The following is a 24,178-nucleotide window of genomic DNA, read 5'->3' on the forward strand; positions in this document are numbered from 1 at the left end:
CCAGAACGCAGGCAAAAAATAGCCATGAACAGTAAGTTCGGCTCTCTGGCGAAACAATAACAGCCCCAATAACAGCCATACATAATTAATAGAAAAAACTGGAATAAATGTGAAGAACAAACTCCATAGAATCGTGATCGTTGGTGGTGGTGCCGGGGGACTTGAACTGGCCACCTGCCTGGGCAGGAAGCTCGGCAAAAAACAGCGCGCTGAAATCATCCTGGTTGATGCCCATAATACCCACTTCTGGAAACCGCTCCTGCACGAAGTGGCCGCTGGCTCCCTCAATGCCTTTGAGGATGAATTAAGCTATCTGGCACAGGCCAAATGGAACCACTTCAAATTTATTCCGGGCAAGATGGCAAGCCTGAATCGCGCAGAAAAGTCCATCGGGCTCAGCCCTGTAAAGGATGCCAGCGGTCATGAGGTGGTACCTGCCCGCACCCTGGCCTATGACCGGCTGGTTATTGCCGTAGGCAGTACCGCCAACGACTTCAATACACCCGGTGCCAGGGAGCACTGCCTGTTCCTGGATAACCGTCAACAGGCAGAGAAAATCCACACCACCCTGATTAACCACTATCTTCACGCCCAGGCAAGCAATAACGAAAGTACCAAGCTTCGCATTGCCATTATTGGTGCAGGTGCCACTGGCGTGGAGCTGGCCGCAGAACTCCATTTTGCCGCCATTGAACTGGCCCACTATGGACTGGATGCCATCAAGCCGGAGGATTTGGAAGTAACCATCATCGAGGGAGGCGAAAGAATCCTGCCTGCACTACCGGTTCGCATCAGCAGCAGCGTTCACAAGCAGTTAGACAAAATGGGGATTCGGGTAATTACCCGGCAGCTGGTGAGTGAAATCAAGGCTGACGGTGTAACCACTCGCGATGGTGAGTTTATTGAATCCGACCTGAGAATCTGGGCAGCGGGGATCAAAGCACCTGAGTTTCTGTCCAATATAGACGGCCTGGAAACCAACCGGATCAATCAACTGGTTGTTCGTTCAACTTTACAAACGACGCTGGACGATCAAATCTACGCCATGGGCGACTGCGCAAGCTGCACCCTGACCGATAGTAAAAATGAACATATTACCATCCCTCCCCGGGCACAGGCAGCCCATCAACAGGCATCCCTGCTGGCCAAAAGCCTGATAGCCCAAGCCAATGGCTCCACAGCGCTGGAATTCAATTACAAGGATTACGGCTCGCTGATCTCCCTGAGCCGTTTCAGTGCCGTAGGCAATCTGATGGGTGCCATTACCGGCGATATGATGATTGAGGGAACACTGGCCAAATGGTTTTACATCAGCCTGTACCGGATGCACCAGATGACGCTCTTTGGCAAGCTGAGAACCGGGACATTGATTTTGAAGGACCTGATCAGCAGAACAACCCGACCACAGCTTAAACTTCATTAACAAAAAAGCCGCTGGCAAAAAGTTCACCAACGGCTGTAAAAACTGGAAAATGGTGGGTCGTGTAGGATTCGAACCTACGACCAATTGGTTAAAAGCCAACTGCTCTACCGACTGAGCTAACGACCCATTTCTACACCAGCCTCAAACTGATATACAGAATAAATAACTGTCTGTCCGCAATTCACTGCGAACCGGAACGGCACTGATAGTACCCATCCCCATAGATCTTGTAAAGCCCGGAGGACGTTGGTCTCGCTCAGTAATTCACGCAGTCAATACTGCTACCGACCGGCAATAATACTGAAATCATCCAGCATTCTTTAACGCCTTATCAACCAGCGTAACCACATCATGAGCTTTTAAACCAACAGCACCTCGTACGACTATCCGATCACCGGGATACACATCCCCACGTATCGTCACATACAGCTCACTGCCAGAAAGCACTTCAATAGCTACAGGCTGCGCTTGATAAACCTCACTTTCCCGGATGATCTTAACAACTTTATGCCCATCACCGTCCATGACCACGGCATCCCTGGGAACCCTCAATGCTTTCAGCGGTTTTTTCAGTGGTATGGCAACCTTCACCGGAGCACCGGGAGCCCAGTTAACGCCAATCGGGCTCAGCCGCACCTCCATTAACCTGGATTTTGAATCTGCCGCCCCCGCCCGGTTAATCAACTGTGACTGGTAAGTTTTTTCACCGTCGCGGATATCCAGTAAGTTTTGCTCATCCAGATAACCTGACAGCTCAATGGGCACCTGAACCTTCACCTCAATCCGTCCGGTATTAATCAGTTGAGCAAGGGGGTCACCAATAGAGACATATTCACCAGCAGCCGACATTCGATCATTAATCACTCCGGCGAACGGCGCTCGTATCGTTGTTCTTTGCAACTGATCAAGCGCCTTCTTATGATTCACAGTAGCCAGCTGCCAATCCAGTTTGGCAATACGATAATCATGTTCAGCTGTGTCCAACACACTTTTTGAAATACTTTTCTTCTTATGCAATGCCTGAAGACGCTCAAGCTCTTTATTCAAATACTCAAACTTCTCACGGGCCCTGAGCATTTCCAGCTCTTGACTGTCCACTTCCAGTGTTAGCGCTGAATCATCCACTCTGGCCAGCAGATCACCTGCTTTCAATGGTTGTCCAAAATCCGCCAGCCAGACAATACGACCACTCACTTCTGCACTGATCCTGGCACTCTCCCGGCTGATCACAGAGCCGTTCAACCAATGAACAGGAGCTGAATAATGAGTTTCCACCACAGCCGTGGTTACGGCGGTAGAACTGAAGCTAACGGGAGCAACCAGCATCAGCAGGATCAACATACCGTTCAGACGTAATAGTTTCATGCGCTTGACTCCATTTCAGTATCAGCCACCTCTTTTTCTCCGACCCGTAACAGACTCGGAAGCAACACTAATGTAAAGACCGTACTGATGGTCATGCCGCCAATAATCACTGCTGCCAACCCACGATATATTTCACTGCCCGTTGCAGGACTTAATAACAGCGGCAACATGCCAAAGATACTGGTCAATGTGGTCATAAATATCGGGCGCATCCGGGTAACCAGTGCCTCCTGGACCGCCTGTTTTCTGTTCATTCCTGAACGTTCACCACTTCGAGCCTGATGAACCAGTAGAATGGCATTATTCACCACCAGCCCCAGCAGAATAATAAAGCCGACCATGGTCAAAAGATCCATGGGTTGAGCAGTAATACCATTCAATAAATACATCGCCAGCAAACCACCCACCGTGGCCAGGGGCAGCGTCAGGATGACCAGCAGCGTGTCTCTGAAGGACCTGAATAACCCCCAAAGCAGGATCATTAAAATCAACAATGCAAAGATAAAAATATTCAGTAAGTTGTTAATCGCTTGCTTAAGGCTATCAGCATTACCGGAAATTTTTATCTGGCCACCGTCTTTAATCCCGTCTTTAATCAATTGAGAAGCTTTCGGGACAATGGTCTGCTCGACAAAATCCAGTGTGTCTTCCAGGGTCATATCATCGGTTGGTGAAATTGACAGGGTCAGTGTCCGTCGCTGATCGACCCGGCGAATACTTTCCGGCCCCAGTCTGGACTCGACCGACAACAGCTCACCAAGAGGAACAACAAACCCGGCAGGGGTCATCAACGGCGACATTTCCAACACCTGGGGGGAGCGGATTTCATTGCTGCGCATAATAATGTCCAGGCTCTCCTGGCCATCAAAATATTCTCCCAAATGAATGCCTTCTCCCAGACTCTGTATGATCACTGGCAGACTTCCCCGGTACCAACCTACTTCAGAAAGACGACGATCGTCAGGCAAAAGCCTCAGTTCCGGTGCAGTGAAGTCCAGCCCGGGAAAAGGTCGTACATCAGCACCTGGCAACTCCTCCCGTATCAGTTCAATCACTTGCTTTGCTACGGTATAAAGCCCGGGAAGGTTATCTGACTGAAGGTCGAGGTTAACGCCATTACCGTTGCCATAATTGCCAAACAAGTTTCCCTGACGGGCAAAAGCCGTTGCATCGGGAATATCATTGACTATTTCCTGTCTGACCAACCTTTCCAGCACTTTCACCTGGCTCTGGTCTTTCGCTCGAATCCCCATGGTTGCGCCACCGGGCCATAGAATAAAATAGTAATTTTTCAATGCTGGCTCAGCAGTGCCCTCCATATACGGTTTAAGCCGTTCAATCAGCAGTGGAACCACCTCTTCCTTAACCGATGAAACACTGGTTCCCGGAGAAAAATTAAACCAGACGTCGACAGCATCCCGTTTAACTTCCGGCAGATAATCTATTCGGGGCATAGCAACACGGGTTAATACGATTGGCAGCCCCATCAGCACAACAATAATCAGCCAGCGGCGACGGCTGGTTGAGGTCAGGCGAACAATCCAGTCACTTATTCCCTGCCAGATATGGCGGTAGTGGTCTTTAAATTCCTGTTGAGGTAACCACCGTGCTGCAGCGGTGGGCAGCACCGTCATGGCAATCAGCAGTGAAACAGCCACAGAAACCGCAATGGTCAAGGCAAGGTCAGCAAACAGCTGCCCCTCCACATCATTCAGAAGCATAACAGGAAGAAAGATGGCGATAGTCGTCAGTGTTGATGCCAGCAATGCTCCCCATACTTTTGATGAGGCCATCTCTACCGCCTTCACTGGCTCTGCATCACCACTCTCCCGTTGCCTGACAATGCTTTCCAGCATCACAATGGCCGCATCCAGTACCATACCAACAGAAAATGCCAGCCCGGCCAGAGAAATAACATTTAAAGTACGGCCAGTGAAAAACAGAATACCCAAAGTAATCATCAGGCACACAGGAATCGACATGGCAATGATCAACGTTGCCCGCCAGCGCCGCAAAAAACACCAGAGAACGGCAATGGCCAGCAAAATCCCAAAGAGCAGGTTGGTACTGACCATATCCAGGGCGCGCTGAATAAATACCGAAGCGTCAAAGGACTGAACCATCTTCACCCCTTCTGGCTCCAGCACATCCTCATTCAATTTTTTAACTGCGGTCTTGATACCCAGTAATGCATCCAGGGCATTGGCACCAGACTCTTTGAAAATCTGCATACCAATGGCCGGGTTGCCATTCTGAATGCGGAGCGTTCGCTCCTTACCCCGGCTTATTGAAATATCTGCCAGATCACGAAGGTACACTGGCAAACCGTCACGCCAGGACACCACCATGTCACCCAGCTGGTCAATCTCATACTTACCCGCCAGCCGCAGTTTATATTCGCGACGCCCGATATTCAGGGTACCGCCGGAGACATCAAAACCGGTGGCTACGCGAGCTGCCAGCTCAGGAATAGTGACTCCAAGCTCTGCGGCACGCCATGGATCAAAAACAATATCCAGCTGCTGCTCACCTTCGCCACGGACAGCGACACCGGCAACACCGGAAATACTTTCCAGCGCAGGTTTTACCCGGGAATCGATCAGTCCCTGATAGCTTTTAATGGAACGATCATTGCCCGGTAACTGCTGAAGAAAAAACCAGGTCAGGCTGTCATTGGAGCCACTATTATTGACAAAAGGTCCACTGATATTGTCTGGCAGGCCAGAAACCCGATTCAGGCGATTGATCACCTCAAGTAAGGTTTCCTGCATGTCCGTGCCCAGGGCAAATTCCATGTCAATGTCAACACGTCCGCTGCCTGAATCACTTTCCATCATCTTCATCCCCGGCAGACCTTTAAGAGCCTGTTCCAGTGGATCTGTGATTTCTGATTCTATCTCCTCCGGTGCCGCTGCCCTCCAGAACACTTCTACCGATAAGTGAGGACGGTCAATATCAGGAAACAACTGAATGGGCAGCTGACGTATACTCAACAGGCCAAACAGGAAAGTGAGCGCAACCGCAATAGCAATCACTGCCGGGTTGTGGATGGAGAAGCGGGTCAGGTTCATATTACTTTCAATTTTTTATTTTAATTTCAACAGAGGCCGCACTTGATAAAGATTATCGCCTTCCTGTAAAGATGAATTATCGGGCATTAATCCTGCCCATATGGTAAACACTGATATACTCACCGTTTCGAAAAGCATAATCCGGTGACTCGCCTTCTACCTGAAAACCAAATTTTTTATAGAGCTTAATTGCAGGTTCATTATCCACAAACACCATCAACTCCAATCTTCTCAGGTTCAGCCAGTTATCTGCCAGATCCACCATGGCTGCCATCAAGGCACTGCCAACCCCCTGTCCCTGGCTGTCATCACGAACGGCCATTCCGAGATAACCTTCGTGGCGTCGTCGCGGGTTGGGTGAGTTATCCAGAAACAGATGACCAACAACGTTTGAATCTATTTCTGCCACGTATTGATGGACACTTTCCCGATTGCTCTTCTCCAGGCGGTTTTCCCAGAGCTGCTGAGATGGTCGTGGGAGCTGCAGTGTACCGGAATAAGCCCGCTCTCCCTCGTAGAGTTTTCTGAGATGATCCGCATCGTTCATTTCTACGGATCTGATAATAATTTCAGCCATTGAGCAAACTCCTTTTTAAATGGCCTCCCGTACCTGACAGGAGGCGAAAGCACGACTGGTATTACCAGATCTTTACCCGGTCTTCTGGTTTACGGTACATACCATCACCTTCTTCCACCTCAAAAGCTTTATAGAATTCATCAAGGTTGGATAATACTCTCGCCCGATATTCACCCGGGGAATGTGGCCCAACCACTAACTGCTGGCGCAGAGCCTCCTCACGGGATTTAATTCGCCAGATCTGCGACCAGCCCATAAAGAAACGCTGCTCTCCGGTAAAACCATCAATAACTGGTGACTCTTCACCATTAAGCGACAACTGATAGGCTTTAAAGGCAACACTCAAACCACCAAGATCGCCAATGTTCTCACCCAGGGTCAACTGGCCATTAATGCTGATATCATCGAACGGTTTAAAGGCGTTGTATTGATCCACCAGCCTGGCACCACGGGCCTTAAACTGCTCAAGGTCTTCCTCACCCCACCAGTTTCTCAGGTTGCCATCACCATCATACTTTGCCCCCTGGTCATCAAACCCATGACCCAATTCGTGACCAATAACCGCACCAATGGATCCGTAATTCACTGCATCATCGGCGGCCAGATTAAAAAACGGTGGTTGCAGAATGGCTGCCGGAAAAACAATTTCGTTGTTCACCGGATTGTAATAAGCGTTCACGGTCTGTGGTGTCATAAACCACTCACTGCGATCCACCGGTTTACCCGCCTTCCCGGCCATCGTTGCGTACTGCCACTGACTGGAGCGCATCAGGTTGCCAACCAGGTCATCCGGTTTAATGTCCAGCGTTGAGTAATCACGCCATTGATCGGGATACCCAATCTTTGGCGTAAATTTACTCAGTTTGATCTTGGCGGCAAATTTGGTTGGCGCACTCATCCAGGGAAGATCGTCAATGGAAGCCTCAAATCCCTCAATAACGTTATCAACCAACGCCGACATTCTGGCTTTTGCTTCCGGTGGAAAGTACGTTTTCACATACTCCTTACCCAACAGTTCGCCAAGTACATCATCCGCTGCATCAACACCCCGCTTCCAGCGTGGTGCAGGCTCCTCAATCCCTCTTAACGTTCTGCCGTAAAAATCAAAACGTGCCCGAGCAAAGGGTTCACTTAAGGATGACGCATAACTGTTTAACGTATGGAATGTCAGGTAGTTTTTCCATGTCGATATATCAGTACCGCTGATAATGGACGACAGTTTTTCAAAGTAGTCCGGCTGACGCACAATGACCTGGTCAACATCAACACCTGCCTGCCGGAGATAACTAGCAAAATCAAAATCACCCATTAACTGATTCGCATCAGCTACTGTCATTTTGTTGTAAGCTTTGATCGGATCACGTCGCTCCACCCGGGACCACTGAACTTCAGCCAGCCTTGTTTCCAGCGCCATAATCCCCGATGCCACTTTTTCCGGCTCTGATTGACCCGCCAATACCAAAAGTTCGGTAATGTAATCCTGGTAATTCTGCCGGATAGCCTTATATCGTTCCCCCTCATCCAGGTAGTAGTCCCGATCAGGAAGTCCCAGCCCGGACTGACTCACATAGAGTGCATTCACTTCAGATTGTCGTGCATCATTATTGACGTACCAGCCTAACGGGGTGGTGATGCCCCTGGTCCCCAGGTCAGCCAGAAGCCCGGGCAAATCCTGATGTGTCTTTATACCAGCGATTCCGGAGAACTCAGCTTCTAAAGGCGTTACCCCAAGCTTATTAATACGTTCTTCATCCATATAGCTGGCATAAAACCCCCCCAGCTTCCGTGCATCCTCATCAGCCGCTGATTGTCTGTTTTCTGCTGCTACTTCCAATACTTTCCGAAGGGCTTCCTGAGACTCGTCATAAAGTTTGCTGAAGGCACCATAGCGTGATTTGTCTTCCGGTATCTCTGTTTTATCAAGCCATTGACCATTCACATAACGATAGAAATCATCCTGCGGACGCACGGAAGAATCCATATTGTCATACTCAATACCAGAAACCTCAGGGGCCTGAGACACATCCTCGAGCTTCTCAAGAGAATGATGGGAGCTAACTGCACAGCCCGTTATTAACACGGTACCGACAATAGCAGCTGCCAGGATTTTCAACTTCATAGGCTTAACTCTTCGTTTCCCGATCCATATGGTTTAAACAATCAGTTTATAATTTCGGTTTATTTTAAACGACAATATTTGCCTGTTTACCAAAATACGGTTGCAAAAATACAGTTGCAAAAGGCCTGGCAGACTTTAACTGACCAGCGACAACCTGTCAGACTCCTCCTCAACCACATCCTGCTGCGCCTTAAACATATCCCGATACAACCCTTTCTCTTTAAGCAGTAACTGATGAGTTCCACGCTGAACTATTCTGCCCCGCTCCATCACCAGAATCAGATCTGCATCTTCAATGGTGTTCAATCTGTGGGCAATCGCTAACGTCGTTCTGCCCTGCCTCATGGTAAACAACGACTGTTTGATAGCCAACTCGGTTTCACTATCGATATTGGCAGTGGCTTCATCCATGATCAGAATCGCAGGGTCCTGGGCCAGCGTTCTGGCAAACGACAGCAGCTGTTTCTCACCACTTGACAGTGACTGTCCACGTTCACCCATTTTCTCTTCATAGCCATCATGAAGCTGCTCGATAAAACCAGATGCCTGAACCCGGTTAGCCGCTTCTTTCATTCCCTGCTCGGATATTTCAGCCTTTCCAAGGTGAATGTTCTCAGCAATGCTGCCCTGAAAAACAAAAGGCTCCTGAAACACCAGCCCAAGGCTGTCTCTCAAGACCTGTTCGGAAAATAAAGCCAGGGGCTGGCCATCTATAAGCACTGAACCTTTCTGGTGGTCATAGAACCGCATTAACAGGTTAACAATGGAACTTTTACCGCTGCCGGTATGGCCAACCAGTGCTACAAATTGCCCGGGCTTAACGGTAAAACTGATACCATCCAACGCCTTGTTAACCCCATCATAAGACAGCTCAACATCGCGAAACTCTATACGACCACTTTGAATAACGGCACCATTTTTACGTTCCGGTCTATGCTCAGCTGGTTCATCCATCAACTGGAAAACCCGCTCAGCAGAAACCACTGACTGCTGCCAAACCTGCATCTGCATGGTGATATGGGTCAGTGGCTCAAACATACGGTCAAGGTAGTTGATAAACGCATAAAGCAAGCCGATCTCTACCGGCCCGTGTAATGCCTGACCGGTAAAGCCACCGACCATGAATGCCAGGGCAATCATGGCAGCAAAATGGACCATTGGCCGCAGGAGCACTCCGTTAATGATCACCAGGCGATTCAGGATCTGCTGATACTCTTCACAGGTGTCTTCGAACTGCTGGCTTACCCGCTTCTGCTGGCGTAATACCTGAATAACCGACATTCCCTGTATGGATTCGTTAATCCGGGTATTGATATCACTGAGCACCGCACGGGATGCATGAAACACCGGATGGCTGTATTTCTGATAAAGGTAAATACAGCCGACAATAATGGGCAGAATACCCAGACAGAACAGCGCCAGCCGGACATCCAGCAAAAACATAGCGATGATGACGCCAATAATGGTAACAACACCTTTGATGGTATCGGGCAGTGCCTGAACGAACAGATCCCGAACGGTTTCTGTATCGTTTGTCACCCTTGACACCAGCTTGCCCACCGGCTCCCGGTCAAAAAAAGCCATCGGTAACCGGAACAGGTGATTAAACACTTGACGACGAATATCGTGTACTACCGACAGCGCTACCTTTTGAAATAGCATGGCTTCAAACCAGCTCATCACGGCAGCAATCAGGTACATTCCCATAAAACCAACCGCTAGCAGGATCAGGGCATTCTGATCCCAGTCACGGGGAACCACATGGTCATCAATAAAGGTTTTCATTAATACCGGCGCATAGAGCGTGGCACCGGTACCCAGTAACATAAGCAACAGACTGAGAAGCAGCTGCCCCCGGTAGGGTCTTCCATAATTCAACAGCCGTATAAACTGCTTCTTATTGTTTTTATTCCTTTCCAACACGTTCCCACCCCGTTCCCAAGGCCCGGAATACAGGGTAATAGTCACCCTGATGTTTTTATTTCCAGAGACTGGCGTTTAAATATTCTGGCGTACCAGCCATTCCCGGCGATCAGCTCCCTGTGTGCCCCTGATTCGCTGATTCTGCCTTCTTCCAGCACCACAATCTGATCCGCCTTATTCAAATTAGTGAGTCGCTGGGTAATCAGAACAATGGTTTTCTGCTGACCTGATGTTATTAAGTTGTCGAGAATTCTCGCCTCAGTCTGCATATCCAGAGAGCAAAAGGCATCATCAAACAGCAGAACATCCGCATCCAGCAATAATGCCCGGGCAATGGTCAGCCTTTGCTTCTGGCCACCGGACAGGTTTACTCCTTTCTCGCCAAGCATGGTTTCATAACCATCTTTAAACTGCACGATGTCGTCATGGACACAGGCCAGCCTGGCAACCTGTTCAATCTCTGCACGGCTGGCCAACGGTTTTCCAAAGGCAATGTTTTCCGCAATGGTCGCAGAAAACAAAAACGGCTCCTGAGCCACCAGGGCGAAGCGGCTTCTGAGCTGATCCAGCGAGAACTGGTGATGATCAACACCATTTAACTGAATAGTCACGGCAGCATCGTCGTACTGTCGTAACAGCAGCCTCAGCAAGGTGGACTTCCCACTGCCAGTTCTGCCACAAATACCGATAAACTGTCCTTTCTTCAGAGTCAGTGCCAACTGCCCCAAAGCCTGTTTATCTGCGCCAGGGTAAGTGAAGCTTTTAATATCAAACCGAATATCACCATACAGACTTTCAACAGTCTCAAATTCACTATCAACGACACCGGGCTTTTCGCCCATCAGTGATTGAAGGCGGTTAAGCGAAGCATTCCCCCTTTCCACAATATTGAACAACCAGCCAAAGGCAAACATTGGCCAGACCAGTAAACCCAGATATATAGTAAATGTCGTCAGTTCACCGAGGGTCATCAGGCCACTGTCAATGCGCCATGCACCAAAACCCAGACTTCCCAAAACAGAAACACCCACACAAATGGCAATCGTCGGATCAAACATCGCATCAATCCGGGCCACTTGCATATTGGCAGCGACGGTAGTTTCTGATTGAGCTGCGAACTTCTGCATCTGTGAACGGTTCAAATCATGGGCCCTGATCGCCCGCACTCCGGAAACGGCTTCCTGAACCCGGTTATTGAGATCGGAAAACGCCTCCTGGGCCAGCTTGAATCGGGAATGCAGTAAGCCCGCATATTTGAACATCAGCCAGGCCATGACCGGAAAAGGCAGCAGCGCTGCCACGGTCATCTCCCAGCCGCACACCAGAATCATGGCAATAATCACCGCAGAACCCGCAATCATGGAGTCCACCAGAGTAAGCACGCCCTCTGCCGCTGTCATTTCAATCGCTCTTACGTCATTCGTCCCGTGAGCCATCAAATCACCGGTATTGTGTCGCTGATAGAACTCCGGTGACATCCGGGTAAGGTGATGAAATAAACGCAGGCGCATAACCCTGCCCAGCTCAATCGCTCCACCAAACAGCATAATCCGCCAGCCATTTCGCAGGGCGTATATGGCAAGACCAATAAAGGCAATAAGTAGCGATGACTGCAAAACACTGTCAAAAGTAATGCTGCCCTGCTGCACCTCATCGACGAGATCACCAATAATCCAGGGCGGCAATAACTCTGCCAGAGACACCAGAATCAGAAAAAGTACACAACAGCTGTAGCGCAGCCAGTGCTTTTTAAAGAACCATCCCAGGTTCCAGAAAATAGACATGTATCCCCTCTTGCTTTTTAACTGCCAAATACAGTTTTATAATTTCCCTCATATAAAAAAAATCCCTCCCTCCCCGTGGATTTAACCACGATGGCAGTTAGGGAGGGAGGAATTTATTTGCCCATCACTGGTTATTCAGGTCCTGTTGCAAAAAGCCAATCCAGGAGTTGGCCTGCCCTCTACTGCTCTGAATAGACGCCGCTTTCTCCATATAACCCAGTGATTTTCGACTATCTCCCAGCTGATAGTGCGCCATGCCTGTCAGAAAAAGCATCTCTCCTTGCTGCTTCTCGGTAATCCCGTCAAAAGGATTAGCAACCAGCGTCAGTAACTCCTGATAACGCTCGGAACGAGCCAGCATTCTGGCTAATTTAACCTGCAGATCAGGATCTTGCTCAAGCTCCAGCGCTCGATTAAAAGCATCAATAGCCTTGCTATTCTCCCGGGCATGGGACCAGAAATTAGCAAGCTTCTTGAGGTTTTCGAAATTACTGTCAACCAGCCCAGCTTCCATTCCCTGTGAATAAACAACGCCAGCCTGATAAGGCACTTGTTGATAAGTCAGGAAGTTTGCCAGCTGCGTGTAGTCACTTTCTTTATCAAACAGGCCATTACGATAGGCTGCCCGCAGTGCTGCCAGCGCCGCTGCATCCCGCTTGATGGACATATTCATGCCTGAAAGCTGCAGCCAGTACTGTTTTTTCTGCGGAGCCAGAGTGACCAGTATTTCCAGTACATCAATGGCTTTGGGGATCTCTTTCAATTCATAATGGGCTGCCAGCAACAGGGTATACCAGGACTCCGGAGGTGCCTCTGAAGCCGCAATTGCCTTCTTCGCCGGGTCTACTACATTTTTCCACTCCTGCATTCTGGAATAGCCGTTGGCCAGCATAATCCAGGCACTGGCCGGTATCGCAACTTTCTCGTCCAGATTAGCCATCCAGACTTTCAGCTGGTCTATCCCTTCCCGGTACTGACCTTTCATCATTAACAACTGTGCAAGGTTATAGCGAACTTGCTGAGCTGCGGGTAAATGCAGTGCATCATCAGCCAGGGCTGATCGAAAATAACCGATGGCTTTGTCGTATTGCTCCTGGTTGGCAAATACGACGCCTAGCATCTGGTTAACCGCAGCCTTGTCGAATTTGCTGTTTTTTACTTTGGCAAGCACATGCTCAAGGCTTTGACGAGCAGAGGCATAATCATCTTCAGCCATTTGTTCCTGGGCTTTGAGAATGTACTTATAGGTAATCTGCCGCAGCTCCGGCGCTTTTTTGGGAGCGGCCATGGCTGGCGGAGCACTTATGCCCGCCAGCAGCAGAGAAACCATAGCCGTCTTTTTTAGACTTAACCTTATACTCTCCATGGTCTACTCCACTCTTTATTCCAGGACGAACTCATATTCCTGCTGCTGTGTACGTGCCACCGCAACACCGTCTTCCATCGCCGGTTTAAATTTCCATTTCAGAGCAGCCTTTTTAATCGCCTTGCCAAATCCTTTACCACGGGGCTTTTCTTTGACAATTTTTACGTCCGATACCCGGCCATCCGTATTAACCGTGTACTGAAAGACCACTGAACCACCCACACCTCTTTGCAGTGCTTTACGGGGATACATAGGGCTGAACTTATTCAAAGGAACCGGGCCACCACCAGCAGAAACACCACCAGAGGCATACAAACCAGCACCGTCGCCTACGGCCAGATCAAGATCCACATCCACCTGGGGCACTTCCATCTTCACCTGCTCGATCACCGGCTTATCCACCTGCTGGGAGATTTTCATCTCGGGCGGTGGCGGTGGCCGTTTAGGCTGGGGCTTTGGGATTTCCCGCTTTTTCTCTTTGATGGTTTCCGGACGCTGCAAGCGAATAAACTCGCTGATCCGGTTATCATCGGCCTCGACCAGTTCATGGCGGTTGTTGTTGACCAGGGCATTCATCACCGCAAACAACCCCAGTGCCACCACAAAACCCAGACCGAGTGCTGCTAAATAACGCATACGCACCTCTCACTACACCGATCCAACAGCTTTATGGTTCCCGTGCAGACACGGAGATGCTGTAAACACCCGCCAGTCTCACCTGGTCCATGACTTCTACGACAATGCCAGATTCGGATTTCTTATCCGCCTGGATTACCACCGCACCTTCCGGGTTTTCTGCCTTCAGGCGTTCAACGTTGGCACGCACCGCACCCACTTCTACCCGGCGCTTGTCAATCCACACCGCACCGGTGTCGCTCACGGCGATCATGATATTGCCTTTTTTCACCACCTGGGCGGAGTTGGCCGTAGGCCGGTTAACATCAATACCTGCTTCTTTAATAAACGACGTTGTTACAATGAAAAAGATGAGCATGATAAACACGATGTCCAGCATCGGTGTCATATCAATCCCTGCATCTTCCTGTGCGCCGTTGCTATAGCGTCTTCTCATTATTCTTTCCTCTCACCCGTTGCACTGCCGGGGAGGCAGTGCAATGGCAATTCAATCAATGCTGCATGGAATCGGCGACTTTATGGCTCACCCGGTCGGCACGCTTCTCAAGCAGTGCGCTGAAATAAAGACCGGAGAGTGCGGCCACCATTCCTGCCATGGTAGGAATCGTGGCCTTGGAAATACCCGAGGCCATCGCCCTTGGGCTGCCGGTACCGGTGACGGCCAGCACATCAAATACCTGAACCATGCCCACTACTGTTCCCAGTAGTCCTAATAATGGACAAAGGGCGATCAGGGTTTTGATCATGGGCAGCCCCTGCTTTGCACTCAGGGAGACCTCGGAGATCATGGCGGTACGAATATGTCGAGCCTGCCAGGACAACTTGTCCGACCGGTTCTGCCACCTATCAATGGTTCCCTTAACCAGCTTCGGGCATTCGAGAAAAAAGAACAGATAACGCTCAATCACCAGCACCCAGAGCATCAGGGTCAGCACAAAGAGCATCATCAGTACATCGCCGCCCATGCCTAAAAAGCGGCGAATGGAGTCAATTTCTTCCAGTAACCAGAGCATGGATTACTCCTTACGCCGGTTCAGCAGCGTTGACGGACACTGTAGTACGAGCATTACGTGTGCCAGTATTCAGATCCTGCTCCTGATGACGGGCAATAAAACCGGCGCTCTGCTCTTCAAGTACCTGAATCAGACGACGACTCTTGCTATTCACCAGGCTGTGGGTAAACAGGGTCGGAATGGCGACAACCAGACCGAGCATGGTGGTCACCAGGGCTTCGGAGATACCGTTTGCCATCAGCTTCGGATCACCGGTACCAAACAGGGTAATGGCCTGGAAGGTAGCAATCATACCAACCACCGTACCCAGCAGTCCCAACAGTGGTGCTACCGAAGCGATCAGTTTGATGCCACCCACACCACGTTCAATAGAAGGCGCTGCACGCATGATGATTTCATCAAGTTTTAACTCGAGGGTTTCAAGGTCGGCATCACGGTTATCCTGATAAGCCTGCATGATGTCACCCAGAGGATTACCTTTGATGACCTGATCGGTTTTCTGCTGTTTGCGAACACCCTGACCAATTCGCGTCAGGTTAATAAAGCAGGCAGCAGCCAGCAGCAGACCAAAGGCACCCAGACCAAGGATGACATAACCGACAACACCTCCCTGATCGATTCGCTCACCAATGCTTGGGCTTTGCACCAGCAGTGAGAGAATCTGGCCACGGGATGGATCTACATAGAACGGTGTATAACCGGAAGCAGAGGCTTCCAGCTCAGAAACGGCAGAGAGAATGCCGGATTGTGGCTGACGGGACAGCTCCTGGAACTTGCCAACGGCTGGGGAGTAAGTCAGGTATTTGCCATCGGCAATGGCATTAAAGCTACCGACACGAATGATGTCTTTCTGAGCCTCATCACCTTCTCCGTAAACAACCGTGGCAGGCATGTTAACTACACGACCAGATTCCACCATTTCACGGAGTACTTCATGCCAGAACTGCTCAAGTTTCGCAGTAGTCGGCAGCTTTTTACTTTCTGCCATTTCCGCCATAAAAGCGGTTCTTTCAGGATATTGTGCGGTGATCATGGAGGCTTCAAAGATACCTTTGTTATCACCGGCAAACTGACGCACAACACCGAACAGTTCTTTCAGTTCTCCAGAGCGAATATCCAGCGTATTCTGGGTTTCCTTAAGAACTTTCTCATTGTCGTCCGACTGCTTGAGCAACTGATCACTCAGGGTTTCCTGAGCCTTAAGCTCGGCTTTAGCTTCCGCCAGCAAACGCTGCTGTGAGTTTTTATCACTTAAGAATCGTGCTTCACGGGCTTTGTTTTCACGGCTTTCGGTAACGCTGTCTGCCTTGATTTTATTCAAAAGATCCTGCAGCGCAGCAGCACCTTCGCTGGCACCGGCCGAGAATGTCAGGCCAAGCCCCAGGGATACCACCAGTGGTTTTACCACGGCTTTTGTAATAGCGGTAATGTACTTCATTATGCATCCTCCGCAGCGCGTACCGGCAGTTTGATCAGGTTATGGGGTGCCTGTTTGCGGGCAATTTTCAGGCCCTGGTTAACACCGGCACGGTAGTTATCCGGAAGTACTTCCCAGCGGCGGGTGTCGCTGTTCCACTGACCGGTCTCTTCGCCGTCCAGGGATTGGTAAAGCAGCGCCAGGCGGCCTATACGGAGGAAGTTGTAGGTACGGGTATCGTCACCTTCACCGAGGCTGGCTTCATAGGCCTCGATGGTACGACCGAAGTCGTTTTCAATCTGGTAGGCTTCAAGAATTTTGCGGTATTTTTCTGAGGTAGTGACGTTCGGGCTATCCATGGTTTCCCGGAGACGGGCGACACGGTCAGTCCGTTCTTCCAGCTGGAAGGGCACATCCAGGGCAATAAAGTCTTCCAGACCATCCACCATCTTCAGCATCAGTGGTGTGATTTCGATATTGGTCTGGTCCAGCGTTTCGATCTGGGCCAGCATGGATTCAATTTCTGTTTGCTGGGCATTGACGACTTTTTGCAGCTGACGATTGTAGACCGTTAATGCTTCCACCTGTCGAATGGTGCTTTTGTACTCTGCCAGCAGCTCCTGGGTCTGATCAGAAAGGGTATTCACCTTCGCCTGGGAGCGCTGGGATGCCTTATCGGTTTTCTGTTGTGTTGTGAGTGCACCGCTCAAAGGGTCCTGGGCAAATGCGGTTGGAATTACTATTGAAGCGGACAACGCAGTGCTGAGTACCAGCGTGCTGCACAGGCCTTTTACCTTGTGGGTGGTTTTTTTCTTATCCATGGACTGCCATTTCCCATGTGTGTTTTTATTGTTTACTTGGAGTTGATTCCCATGCTCTGCGTGGGAATCCATATCGGGTTTGGGTATGCGTTCCCACGAGGGGCCGTGGGAACGAGGTTAAGCCAGATTACTTAAAAGTTTTGACTATAAGTGGCATAAACTGCCCTGCCGGTAATGCTATAGTTCTGAACTTGATTTACTGTTTCCATTTTTTCGGAAGGAAGCGGTGCCTGACGATTAAACATATTTCTGACACCAACTTGTGCTACACCATCCCAAGGCAGGGACAATTTGTAGTTCAGGTCCCAAACGGTATAGCTGTCTACCTCAGTTTCAGAACTTTGGCCTTTAGCAAAGGTGTATCCAGCGGTATGTCTTGGACCAATATTAAGCGCGTGCATACCATCGAAAGATTTCCAACCAAAGTCAAAGTTCACCTTATATTGCGGATAACCATAGAAAGCGACCCCGGCACCGGCAACGTCTTCACCTGGCCCCGTAAAGTACTCTGGCTGCATGTATTCCAGAACATAGCTACCATTCAGATTGTAACTCAACAAGCCAAATGGTACTTCATGACTGTAATCCACCTTCAAATCTATTCCGGAAGTTTTAACTTCACCTACGTTAGTTGGCTTGATGATAACAGACTGAATACCAGCAGCATTTCGGGTAACGTATTCACTTACATCAACCCCAGCCAGTTCTGCATCAATAAGCGACTGAGCACTTGGATAGTAAATCATATTTTTGATGGCAATATTGTAATAATCTACACCCACCGCCAGATCTGTTAATGGGGAATAAACGACCCCTATATTAAACGAATCTGACTTTTCAGCATCCAAATCAGGGTTTGATACATAGAACGCATCATACTGCTTTGCATAAGTACTGGAATTAGCACAATCTGCAACGTTGTTCTCCGCACATCCAACATAATCAATGGCGAAATCTGCTGAACGGGCTTTGGATTTATAAAGATCCGTCAAGCCCGGAGCCTTAAATCCCTTGGCATAGGATCCTCGCAAAACCAATTCATCTGCTGGCTGATATCTAAGACTGGCTTTAGGGCTCAAAGCATTGCCAAAATCACTATAGTCATCGTAACGAGCAGCAACGTTCAATTCTAATTGCTCATGAATTGGCAGTAACGTCTCAACAAACAGTGCTTTTTGATTACGATCACCGCCACTATTACTTCCAGAAGAGCCAAGTACATTCCCGGCCAAAGACTGAGCATCATATTCATCAACATAATCCTGACTGGATACCTCTGCTCCAACGTACCAACTGATTTCGTTACCAGATATATTGCCCGCGCTGAACTGAAGACCACCGCTCACATCGGTATAGTCAACTTTTATATCTCGAGAGATGTCGTAACTCATCTTGGCAATGGTGTCATCTGTAAAGCTACCAGTTGCTTCATCAAAACCACTGCCAGATTCAACTGCTTGACTGGCAACATCACTAAGAACATAGCCAGTACCAGTTTTATGAGAGAGTGATTTTGAAAAGCGAGCAGCAACATTCCAGTCAACATAACCTAACTTTTGATTCTCAAATGCACCAGTCAATGCACTGGTAAAGATACCACTGTAATCACGAACAGTATCATCACGAGTACCTACTTCATCAAAACGGTAGTAGATACGCCCACCTTCAGAGGCATCAAAACCATTATTGGTAAGAATTGTTGAACCTGCAGATAAAGCAAACCAATCAGCCGCTGGAGCAAAGCGTCCAAAACTTTTATTAAAGCCAAGAACCAGCTCATTACTCCACTCTACGGAATCAGTCAGAGAGTAATTAGAGTTGAGTACAAATTGAGTTCTTTCAGAAGCTGCTGTCAAAGCCATCTGGGAGGTATAATCATAGCGACATGTTTCGACCCCTTTCTCATCTGCAAGAAGGGCAAAGGAGTCACTACACTCAGAACCCGAATCATGGCTATCAAGAGCACGAATAACCGTTTTTCCTGAAGTACTATCTACACCCAGAATGTTTCTTCCATAGAAACTGTAACCGTGCTGGGAAGATAAATCAGATGTTGAAGGCTCATGATCTCTGGCGTAGATAATATCTTTTTTATCATGCTCAAGGGTGAACATAACATTCCCCTTTTCACCGGCAGTGCCACCAGTTATGGAGAACTTATTTTCATCACCCCCTTTGATATCTGTTTTGGTTCCACCGACAGTTACGTTAACTCCTTCAAAATCATCCTTCAGAATAACGTTTACAACACCACCAATAGCATCAGAACCATAAACGGCCGATGCACCATCAGCCAGTATCTCAATACTTTCAACAGCCGCTGCAGGTATAGCGTTAATATTTACTGCACCATTACCCGCTGGCCCGGACATGGGCATCCGTTTACCATTAAGGAGTATCAGCGTTCTCGATGGGCCAAGGCCACGCATATCTATAAATGCCTGACTTTGAGATCCACTACCTGAGCGCTCGGAAAAAGATCCAAATGAATTGTAGGTTGTGCTTCTCAGTACATCAGCAACAGTCAACTGGCCAGTGCGTTCAATTTCCTCTCTGGTAATAATCGTAACAGGCGTGGCACCCTCAACATCCACCCGGGAAATCCGCGACCCGGTCACCTGGATTTTCTCCAGCTTTTCAACCGATTCCTCATTAGAATACGCTGCCGTGCAGGCAATCGAAGACCCTAAAGCAACAGCCACCGCCGTGCTTAACACCGTCCTTCTGAACATTATTTTTATCCTTGCTCACTTGTTGTGTTTATTATGGCCAGCCTGAGCTTTTGGCTCCTTGCCTGTACACCGCCGTGGCGGGCTACGCTCTTACTACTTCCATCCACGATGGAGACATCCCCTTGTAGCTCCCTTGTGCTGATCCGGTTATTAGCCTTCACCACACTATTGGCTTATCACCAATTTATACTGCAATTGTCGGTTAGACATTGATGCAGTCATACCTGTAATGCTTTCACATCCATAAACGAGACCAAGCAATCATCATTCCAATTTTTACATCACCTGCAAACACAAGGATTAAAAACAGAAACAAATTACACTTACATAGCCGTACGTATATTTCATTTTTGTGACAGGTAAGCGCACTGTAAGTTTTTTTAAAGAGAAAAATCAACCAAACAACACAAAAAAATAGGTATTTTTACCTACAAGCCTCGCAAAAAGGATATTTTACTAGCCAATTGCAGATAACAAAGGCTTTTACTCTGCAATTTTCTCAACCATCCTCTGTCAGTCATCTTTTCTATTCTGCACCACACTGGTGCATTTTGTTTTGTAATTGCACCACTAAACGTCATCAGACGTATTATTAATTGGAAGGTGACGAGGTAAGGATAAATACGTACAATTCTTTAGCGACTGATCAGCCAACACCCTGGCTATCTCTGGAAAATGTATGCGTCTTTGGCTCAACATCTGCTTGACGCATGGCGAACAGAAGCCCACTGGCTCTGACCACCGATAACAATAAAGAGAAGAATCATGCCGCAAAGCACCACTTCAAAGTGGGCCGCTATTCTGACTGCAACTCTAGTGCTTTCGGGATGCTCAGGCCCCTGGAATGACCCGAATCCACCAGTGGATTCAAAAGACGTTACCTACTTTGGCAGTTTCATTACCCGGCCCAAACATCTGGACCCGGTTCGTTCCTACAGTGCGGAAGAAAAGCTGTTTATTGACCAGATTTATGAGCCACCCCTGCAATACCACTTCCTCAAGCGCCCTTATGAGCTGGAGCCTGCTACTGCTGCCGCAATGCCGACACTGGAGTTGCTTGACAAGAATTTAAATCCGGTATCTGAAGACAGTCAGGATGTTGCATTCAGCCTGATTACCATACGACTTAAGCCAGGTACCATGTATCAGCCCCACCCTGCACTTGCAGAAGACGACCAGGGCAAACCGGTTTACCTGTTTAATTCTGCGGAAGAAAGTGAACAGTACAAGCTGCTAAGTGACTTTCCCGCCACCGGTACCCGGGAACTGAAAGCTGACGATTACATCTATCAGATCAAACGGATGGCTGACCCGGTCAACAAGTCACCTCTGCTCGGTTTGATGACCGATTACATTGTCGGCATGAAAGATTTTGGTGCATGGGCCAAAGAGAACAGACAGGAAGAGGCGTGGCTAGACCTTCGTACGCACCCCATGGAAGGACTAACCAGGGTGGATGACTATACCTTCTCCATTCGCATTGAAGGCATTTATCCGCAGTTTCAATACTGGCTTGCCATGCCTTTCTTTGCGCCTATCCCCTGGGAAGCCGATCGCTTTTACCACAACCCCGGATTTCCAGATCGTAACCTGACACTGGACTGGAACCCCATCGGTACCGGCGCGTTTATGATGACGGTGAACTCACCCAATCGTGAAATCGTTCTGGAGAGAAACCCGAATTTCCGACAAGAACTCTACCCTTCTGATGGTTCGGTCGATGATCAGAAAAGAGGGTACCTGGCCGATGCTGGCAAACAACTGCCGTTTATTGACAAAGCCATTTTCCGCTATGAAAAAGCAGCCACCTCCATGTGGAGTAAGTTCACTCAAGGTTACTACGATCGCTCCGGTGATGGTGACCCAAACATCAATACGGCCACTTTTGACCAGGCATTTACTGTGGGTCCAGACGGCCTTGAGCTGACGCCGGAACTGGCAAAGCGCGACATTATTGTTGACGAAGAAATCCGTCCTTCTCTCTACTACACCGGGTTTAACATGGTTGATCCTGTCGTTGGCGGATATACAGAAGATAAACGCAAGCTACGCCAGGCCATCAGCATCGTGTATAACGATCAGGAGTACATCGATATTTTCCGTAATGGTATTGGACAGGTAGCCCAGGGCCCCATCCCACCGGGCTTATATGGTTATGCCGAAGGAGAAGCGGCAACGAACGCCTATATCTTTGACTGGGACCCGGCAACCAAAACCCCCAAAAGAAAATCCGTTGAGTACGCCAGGCAATTACTGGCTGAGGCCGGATACCCGAATGGACGACACCACGAAACCGGCAAGCCGTTGATCCTCTATATGGATACCACCGCTGCGGACAGCAGCCCAAGGGCGGACTGGATCAAAAAACAGCTGGACAGGATTGGCGTACAACTTGAGTTCCGCACCACCGACTACCCTCGCTTCAAAGAAAAAATGCGCCAGGGCAATACCCAGATGTTCGGCTGGGGATGGCTGGCTGACTACCCGGACCCTGAAAACTTCCTGTTCCTTCTGGACAGCCGACAGGGCCTGGTGAAATGTCAGTGTGCCGGCAGTAACTCTACCAACTATGACAACCCGGCGTTTGATCGTTTATACGACAAGGTAAAAACACTGGCCAATGGGCCAGAGCGGCTGGACGCTATCAATCAGATGGTAGCAATTGCCCAGAAAGACAGCCCATGGATCTGGGGTTTTAATAACAAAGAGTATTATCTCTCCAACCAGTGGGTATACAACACCAAGCGCCACGGTATTAGTCAGGGAACCCTGAAATACGTTCGCGTTGATCCTGCGCTCAGAGAACAAAAGCAGAAAGAGTGGAACAAACCCATTGTCTGGCCATTGATGGCCAGTATCGGCTTGTTATTCCTTTTGGTTGTTCCTGGTGTCAGGGCTTATCGCCGCAGGCAGAAACTGACGATTGATGCTTCGTAGAGATAAAAATATGTTTTCCTACATAATTAGAAGACTGTGCTACGCCATTCCAATTTTGATTGGCGTAAATCTGCTGACGTTTGTTTTATTTTTTATCGTCAATACGCCTGAAGATATGGCAACGGCTCATCTTGGGGATAAATACGTCACCCAAGAAGCGGTGCAGGAGTGGATCGCAGAAAAAGGCTATGACCAACCACTTTTCTTTAACAGTGATGCCGATGGACTGGGACCCCTCACAGACACCATCTTTTTCAACAAGTCGTTAAAACTGTTTGCTTTCGATTTTGGCACTTCCGATGCTGGTAGAAGTATTCAGTCCGACGTTCTTGATCGTATGGGACCCAGCCTGGCACTGGCTCTTCCCACTTTTTTTATCGGGATCTTTGTCAACATCTCGGTAGCTCTGATGGTATTGATGTTCCGTGGCAGCAGCCTGGACCGTTTTGCGGTGGTGGTCTTTGTTACCCTGATGTCCATCTCCTATCTGTTCTATATCATTTTCGGCCAGCACTACATGGCGAAAATGTCCCGTCTGTTCCCGGTATCCGGATTTAATGACGGTATAGACGGCTGGCGTTTTCTGATATTGCCCATTGTGATTGGTGTGATCTCCGGCATTGGTGCCAGCGCCCGCTGGTACCGCTCGCTGTTTATCGAAGTAGCCGGACAGGATTTTGCCAGAACAGCCCGGGCCAAAGGCGTCAGCGAGGCGGGCGTTCTCTTCCGGCATATTTTGCCCAATACCATGCTGCCAATCCTCACCGGGGTGGTGGTTGTGATTCCAGTGTTGTTTATGGGTAGCCTGGTGATGGAATCATTTTTCAGTATTCCGGGCCTTGGCAGCTACCTGCTGGACGCTATTCGCGCACAGGATTTTGCCATTGTCAGGGCGATGGTCTTTCTCGGCTCTGTTCTTTACATCATTGGTTTGATTCTGACCGATATTTCGTACACCTGGGCAGATCCCCGGGTTCGATTGAGCTAAACAGCG

16 protein-coding genes and 1 tRNA gene are annotated in these 24,178 nt (G+C 49.0%); 3 read left to right on the plus strand and 14 right to left on the minus strand.

Annotated elements, in window-relative coordinates; genetic code table 11:
• Positions 1–109 precede the first annotated feature (109 nt).
• The gene (locus J7439_RS16395) at positions 110–1,423 is read left to right on the plus strand and encodes an NAD(P)/FAD-dependent oxidoreductase (protein ID WP_209203055.1); all 1,314 of its coding nucleotides are present in this window, start codon (positions 110–112) and stop codon (positions 1,421–1,423) included.
• A 50-nt stretch (positions 1,424–1,473) separates the two neighbouring features.
• Here the strand turns inward: J7439_RS16395 and J7439_RS16400 are convergent.
• The 14 genes from J7439_RS16400 to J7439_RS16465 form a co-directional block, all read right to left on the minus strand.
• Positions 1,474–1,549, minus strand: a tRNA-Lys gene (locus J7439_RS16400).
• A gap of 180 nt (positions 1,550–1,729) precedes the next feature.
• Complete coding sequence (locus J7439_RS16405) at positions 1,730–2,788, minus strand: efflux RND transporter periplasmic adaptor subunit (protein WP_209203056.1); 1,059 nt, start codon at positions 2,786–2,788, stop codon at positions 1,730–1,732.
• A complete protein-coding gene (locus tag J7439_RS16410) occupies positions 2,785–5,859 on the minus strand; it encodes an efflux RND transporter permease subunit (RefSeq protein ID WP_209203057.1) in 3,075 nt (1,024 codons plus the stop codon). Before J7439_RS16410 ends, J7439_RS16405 begins: the two co-directional genes overlap by 4 nt.
• A 76-nt stretch (positions 5,860–5,935) precedes the next feature.
• Positions 5,936–6,436: a GNAT family N-acetyltransferase gene (locus J7439_RS16415; protein WP_209203058.1), complete on the minus strand. Its 501-nt coding sequence runs from the start codon at positions 6,434–6,436 to the stop codon at positions 5,936–5,938.
• A gap of 61 nt (positions 6,437–6,497) precedes the next feature.
• On the minus strand, positions 6,498–8,555 hold the full coding sequence (locus J7439_RS16420; RefSeq protein WP_209203059.1) for a M13 family metallopeptidase: 2,058 nt from the start codon (positions 8,553–8,555) through the stop codon (positions 6,498–6,500).
• A gap of 135 nt (positions 8,556–8,690) precedes the next feature.
• Entirely contained in the window at positions 8,691–10,478 is a 1,788-nt protein-coding gene (locus J7439_RS16425; RefSeq protein WP_209203060.1) for an ABC transporter ATP-binding protein, read from the minus strand.
• Between the two features lie 41 nt (positions 10,479–10,519).
• A complete protein-coding gene (locus J7439_RS16430; protein WP_209203061.1) occupies positions 10,520–12,262 on the minus strand; it encodes an ABC transporter transmembrane domain-containing protein in 1,743 nt (580 codons plus the stop codon).
• A 124-nt stretch (positions 12,263–12,386) separates the two neighbouring features.
• Positions 12,387–13,628, minus strand: a complete 1,242-nt coding sequence (locus tag J7439_RS16435) for a tetratricopeptide repeat protein (RefSeq protein WP_209203062.1) — start codon at positions 13,626–13,628, stop codon at positions 12,387–12,389.
• Between the two features lie 15 nt (positions 13,629–13,643).
• Positions 13,644–14,264, minus strand: coding sequence for an energy transducer TonB (locus J7439_RS16440; RefSeq protein WP_209203063.1), 621 nt, complete (start codon positions 14,262–14,264; stop codon positions 13,644–13,646).
• Between the two features lie 31 nt (positions 14,265–14,295).
• Positions 14,296–14,700 carry an ExbD/TolR family protein gene (locus J7439_RS16445; RefSeq protein ID WP_101746723.1) on the minus strand — a complete coding sequence of 135 codons (405 nt, stop codon included), beginning with the start codon at positions 14,698–14,700 and terminating at the stop codon, positions 14,296–14,298.
• 55 nt (positions 14,701–14,755) lie between these two features.
• Positions 14,756–15,277, minus strand: coding sequence for a MotA/TolQ/ExbB proton channel family protein (locus J7439_RS16450; protein ID WP_163369532.1), 522 nt, complete (start codon positions 15,275–15,277; stop codon positions 14,756–14,758).
• A gap of 10 nt (positions 15,278–15,287) precedes the next feature.
• A complete protein-coding gene (locus J7439_RS16455; protein ID WP_209203064.1) occupies positions 15,288–16,715 on the minus strand; it encodes a MotA/TolQ/ExbB proton channel family protein in 1,428 nt (475 codons plus the stop codon).
• Positions 16,715–17,515 carry a DUF3450 domain-containing protein gene (locus J7439_RS16460; RefSeq protein WP_209203065.1) on the minus strand — a complete coding sequence of 267 codons (801 nt, stop codon included), beginning with the start codon at positions 17,513–17,515 and terminating at the stop codon, positions 16,715–16,717. The genes J7439_RS16455 and J7439_RS16460 overlap by 1 nt, the downstream gene beginning before the upstream one ends.
• Before the next feature lie 131 nt (positions 17,516–17,646).
• Positions 17,647–20,247 (minus strand): TonB-dependent receptor plug domain-containing protein, encoded by a 2,601-nt coding sequence (locus J7439_RS16465; protein WP_209203066.1) that lies wholly within the window; start codon positions 20,245–20,247, stop codon positions 17,647–17,649.
• A gap of 765 nt (positions 20,248–21,012) precedes the next feature.
• Here J7439_RS16465 and J7439_RS16470 point away from each other — a divergent pair.
• Positions 21,013–23,184 carry an ABC transporter substrate-binding protein gene (locus J7439_RS16470; protein ID WP_209203067.1) on the plus strand — a complete coding sequence of 724 codons (2,172 nt, stop codon included), beginning with the start codon at positions 21,013–21,015 and terminating at the stop codon, positions 23,182–23,184.
• Positions 23,185–23,194: 10 nt separating this feature from the next.
• Positions 23,195–24,172, plus strand: a complete 978-nt coding sequence (locus J7439_RS16475) for an ABC transporter permease (protein ID WP_209203068.1) — start codon at positions 23,195–23,197, stop codon at positions 24,170–24,172.
• The last annotated feature ends 6 nt before the right edge of the window (positions 24,173–24,178 follow it).

It is taken from the genome of Salinisphaera sp. G21_0 (assembly GCF_017744115.1).
Classification (GTDB): Bacteria; Pseudomonadota; Gammaproteobacteria; order Pseudomonadales; family Endozoicomonadaceae; genus Endozoicomonas.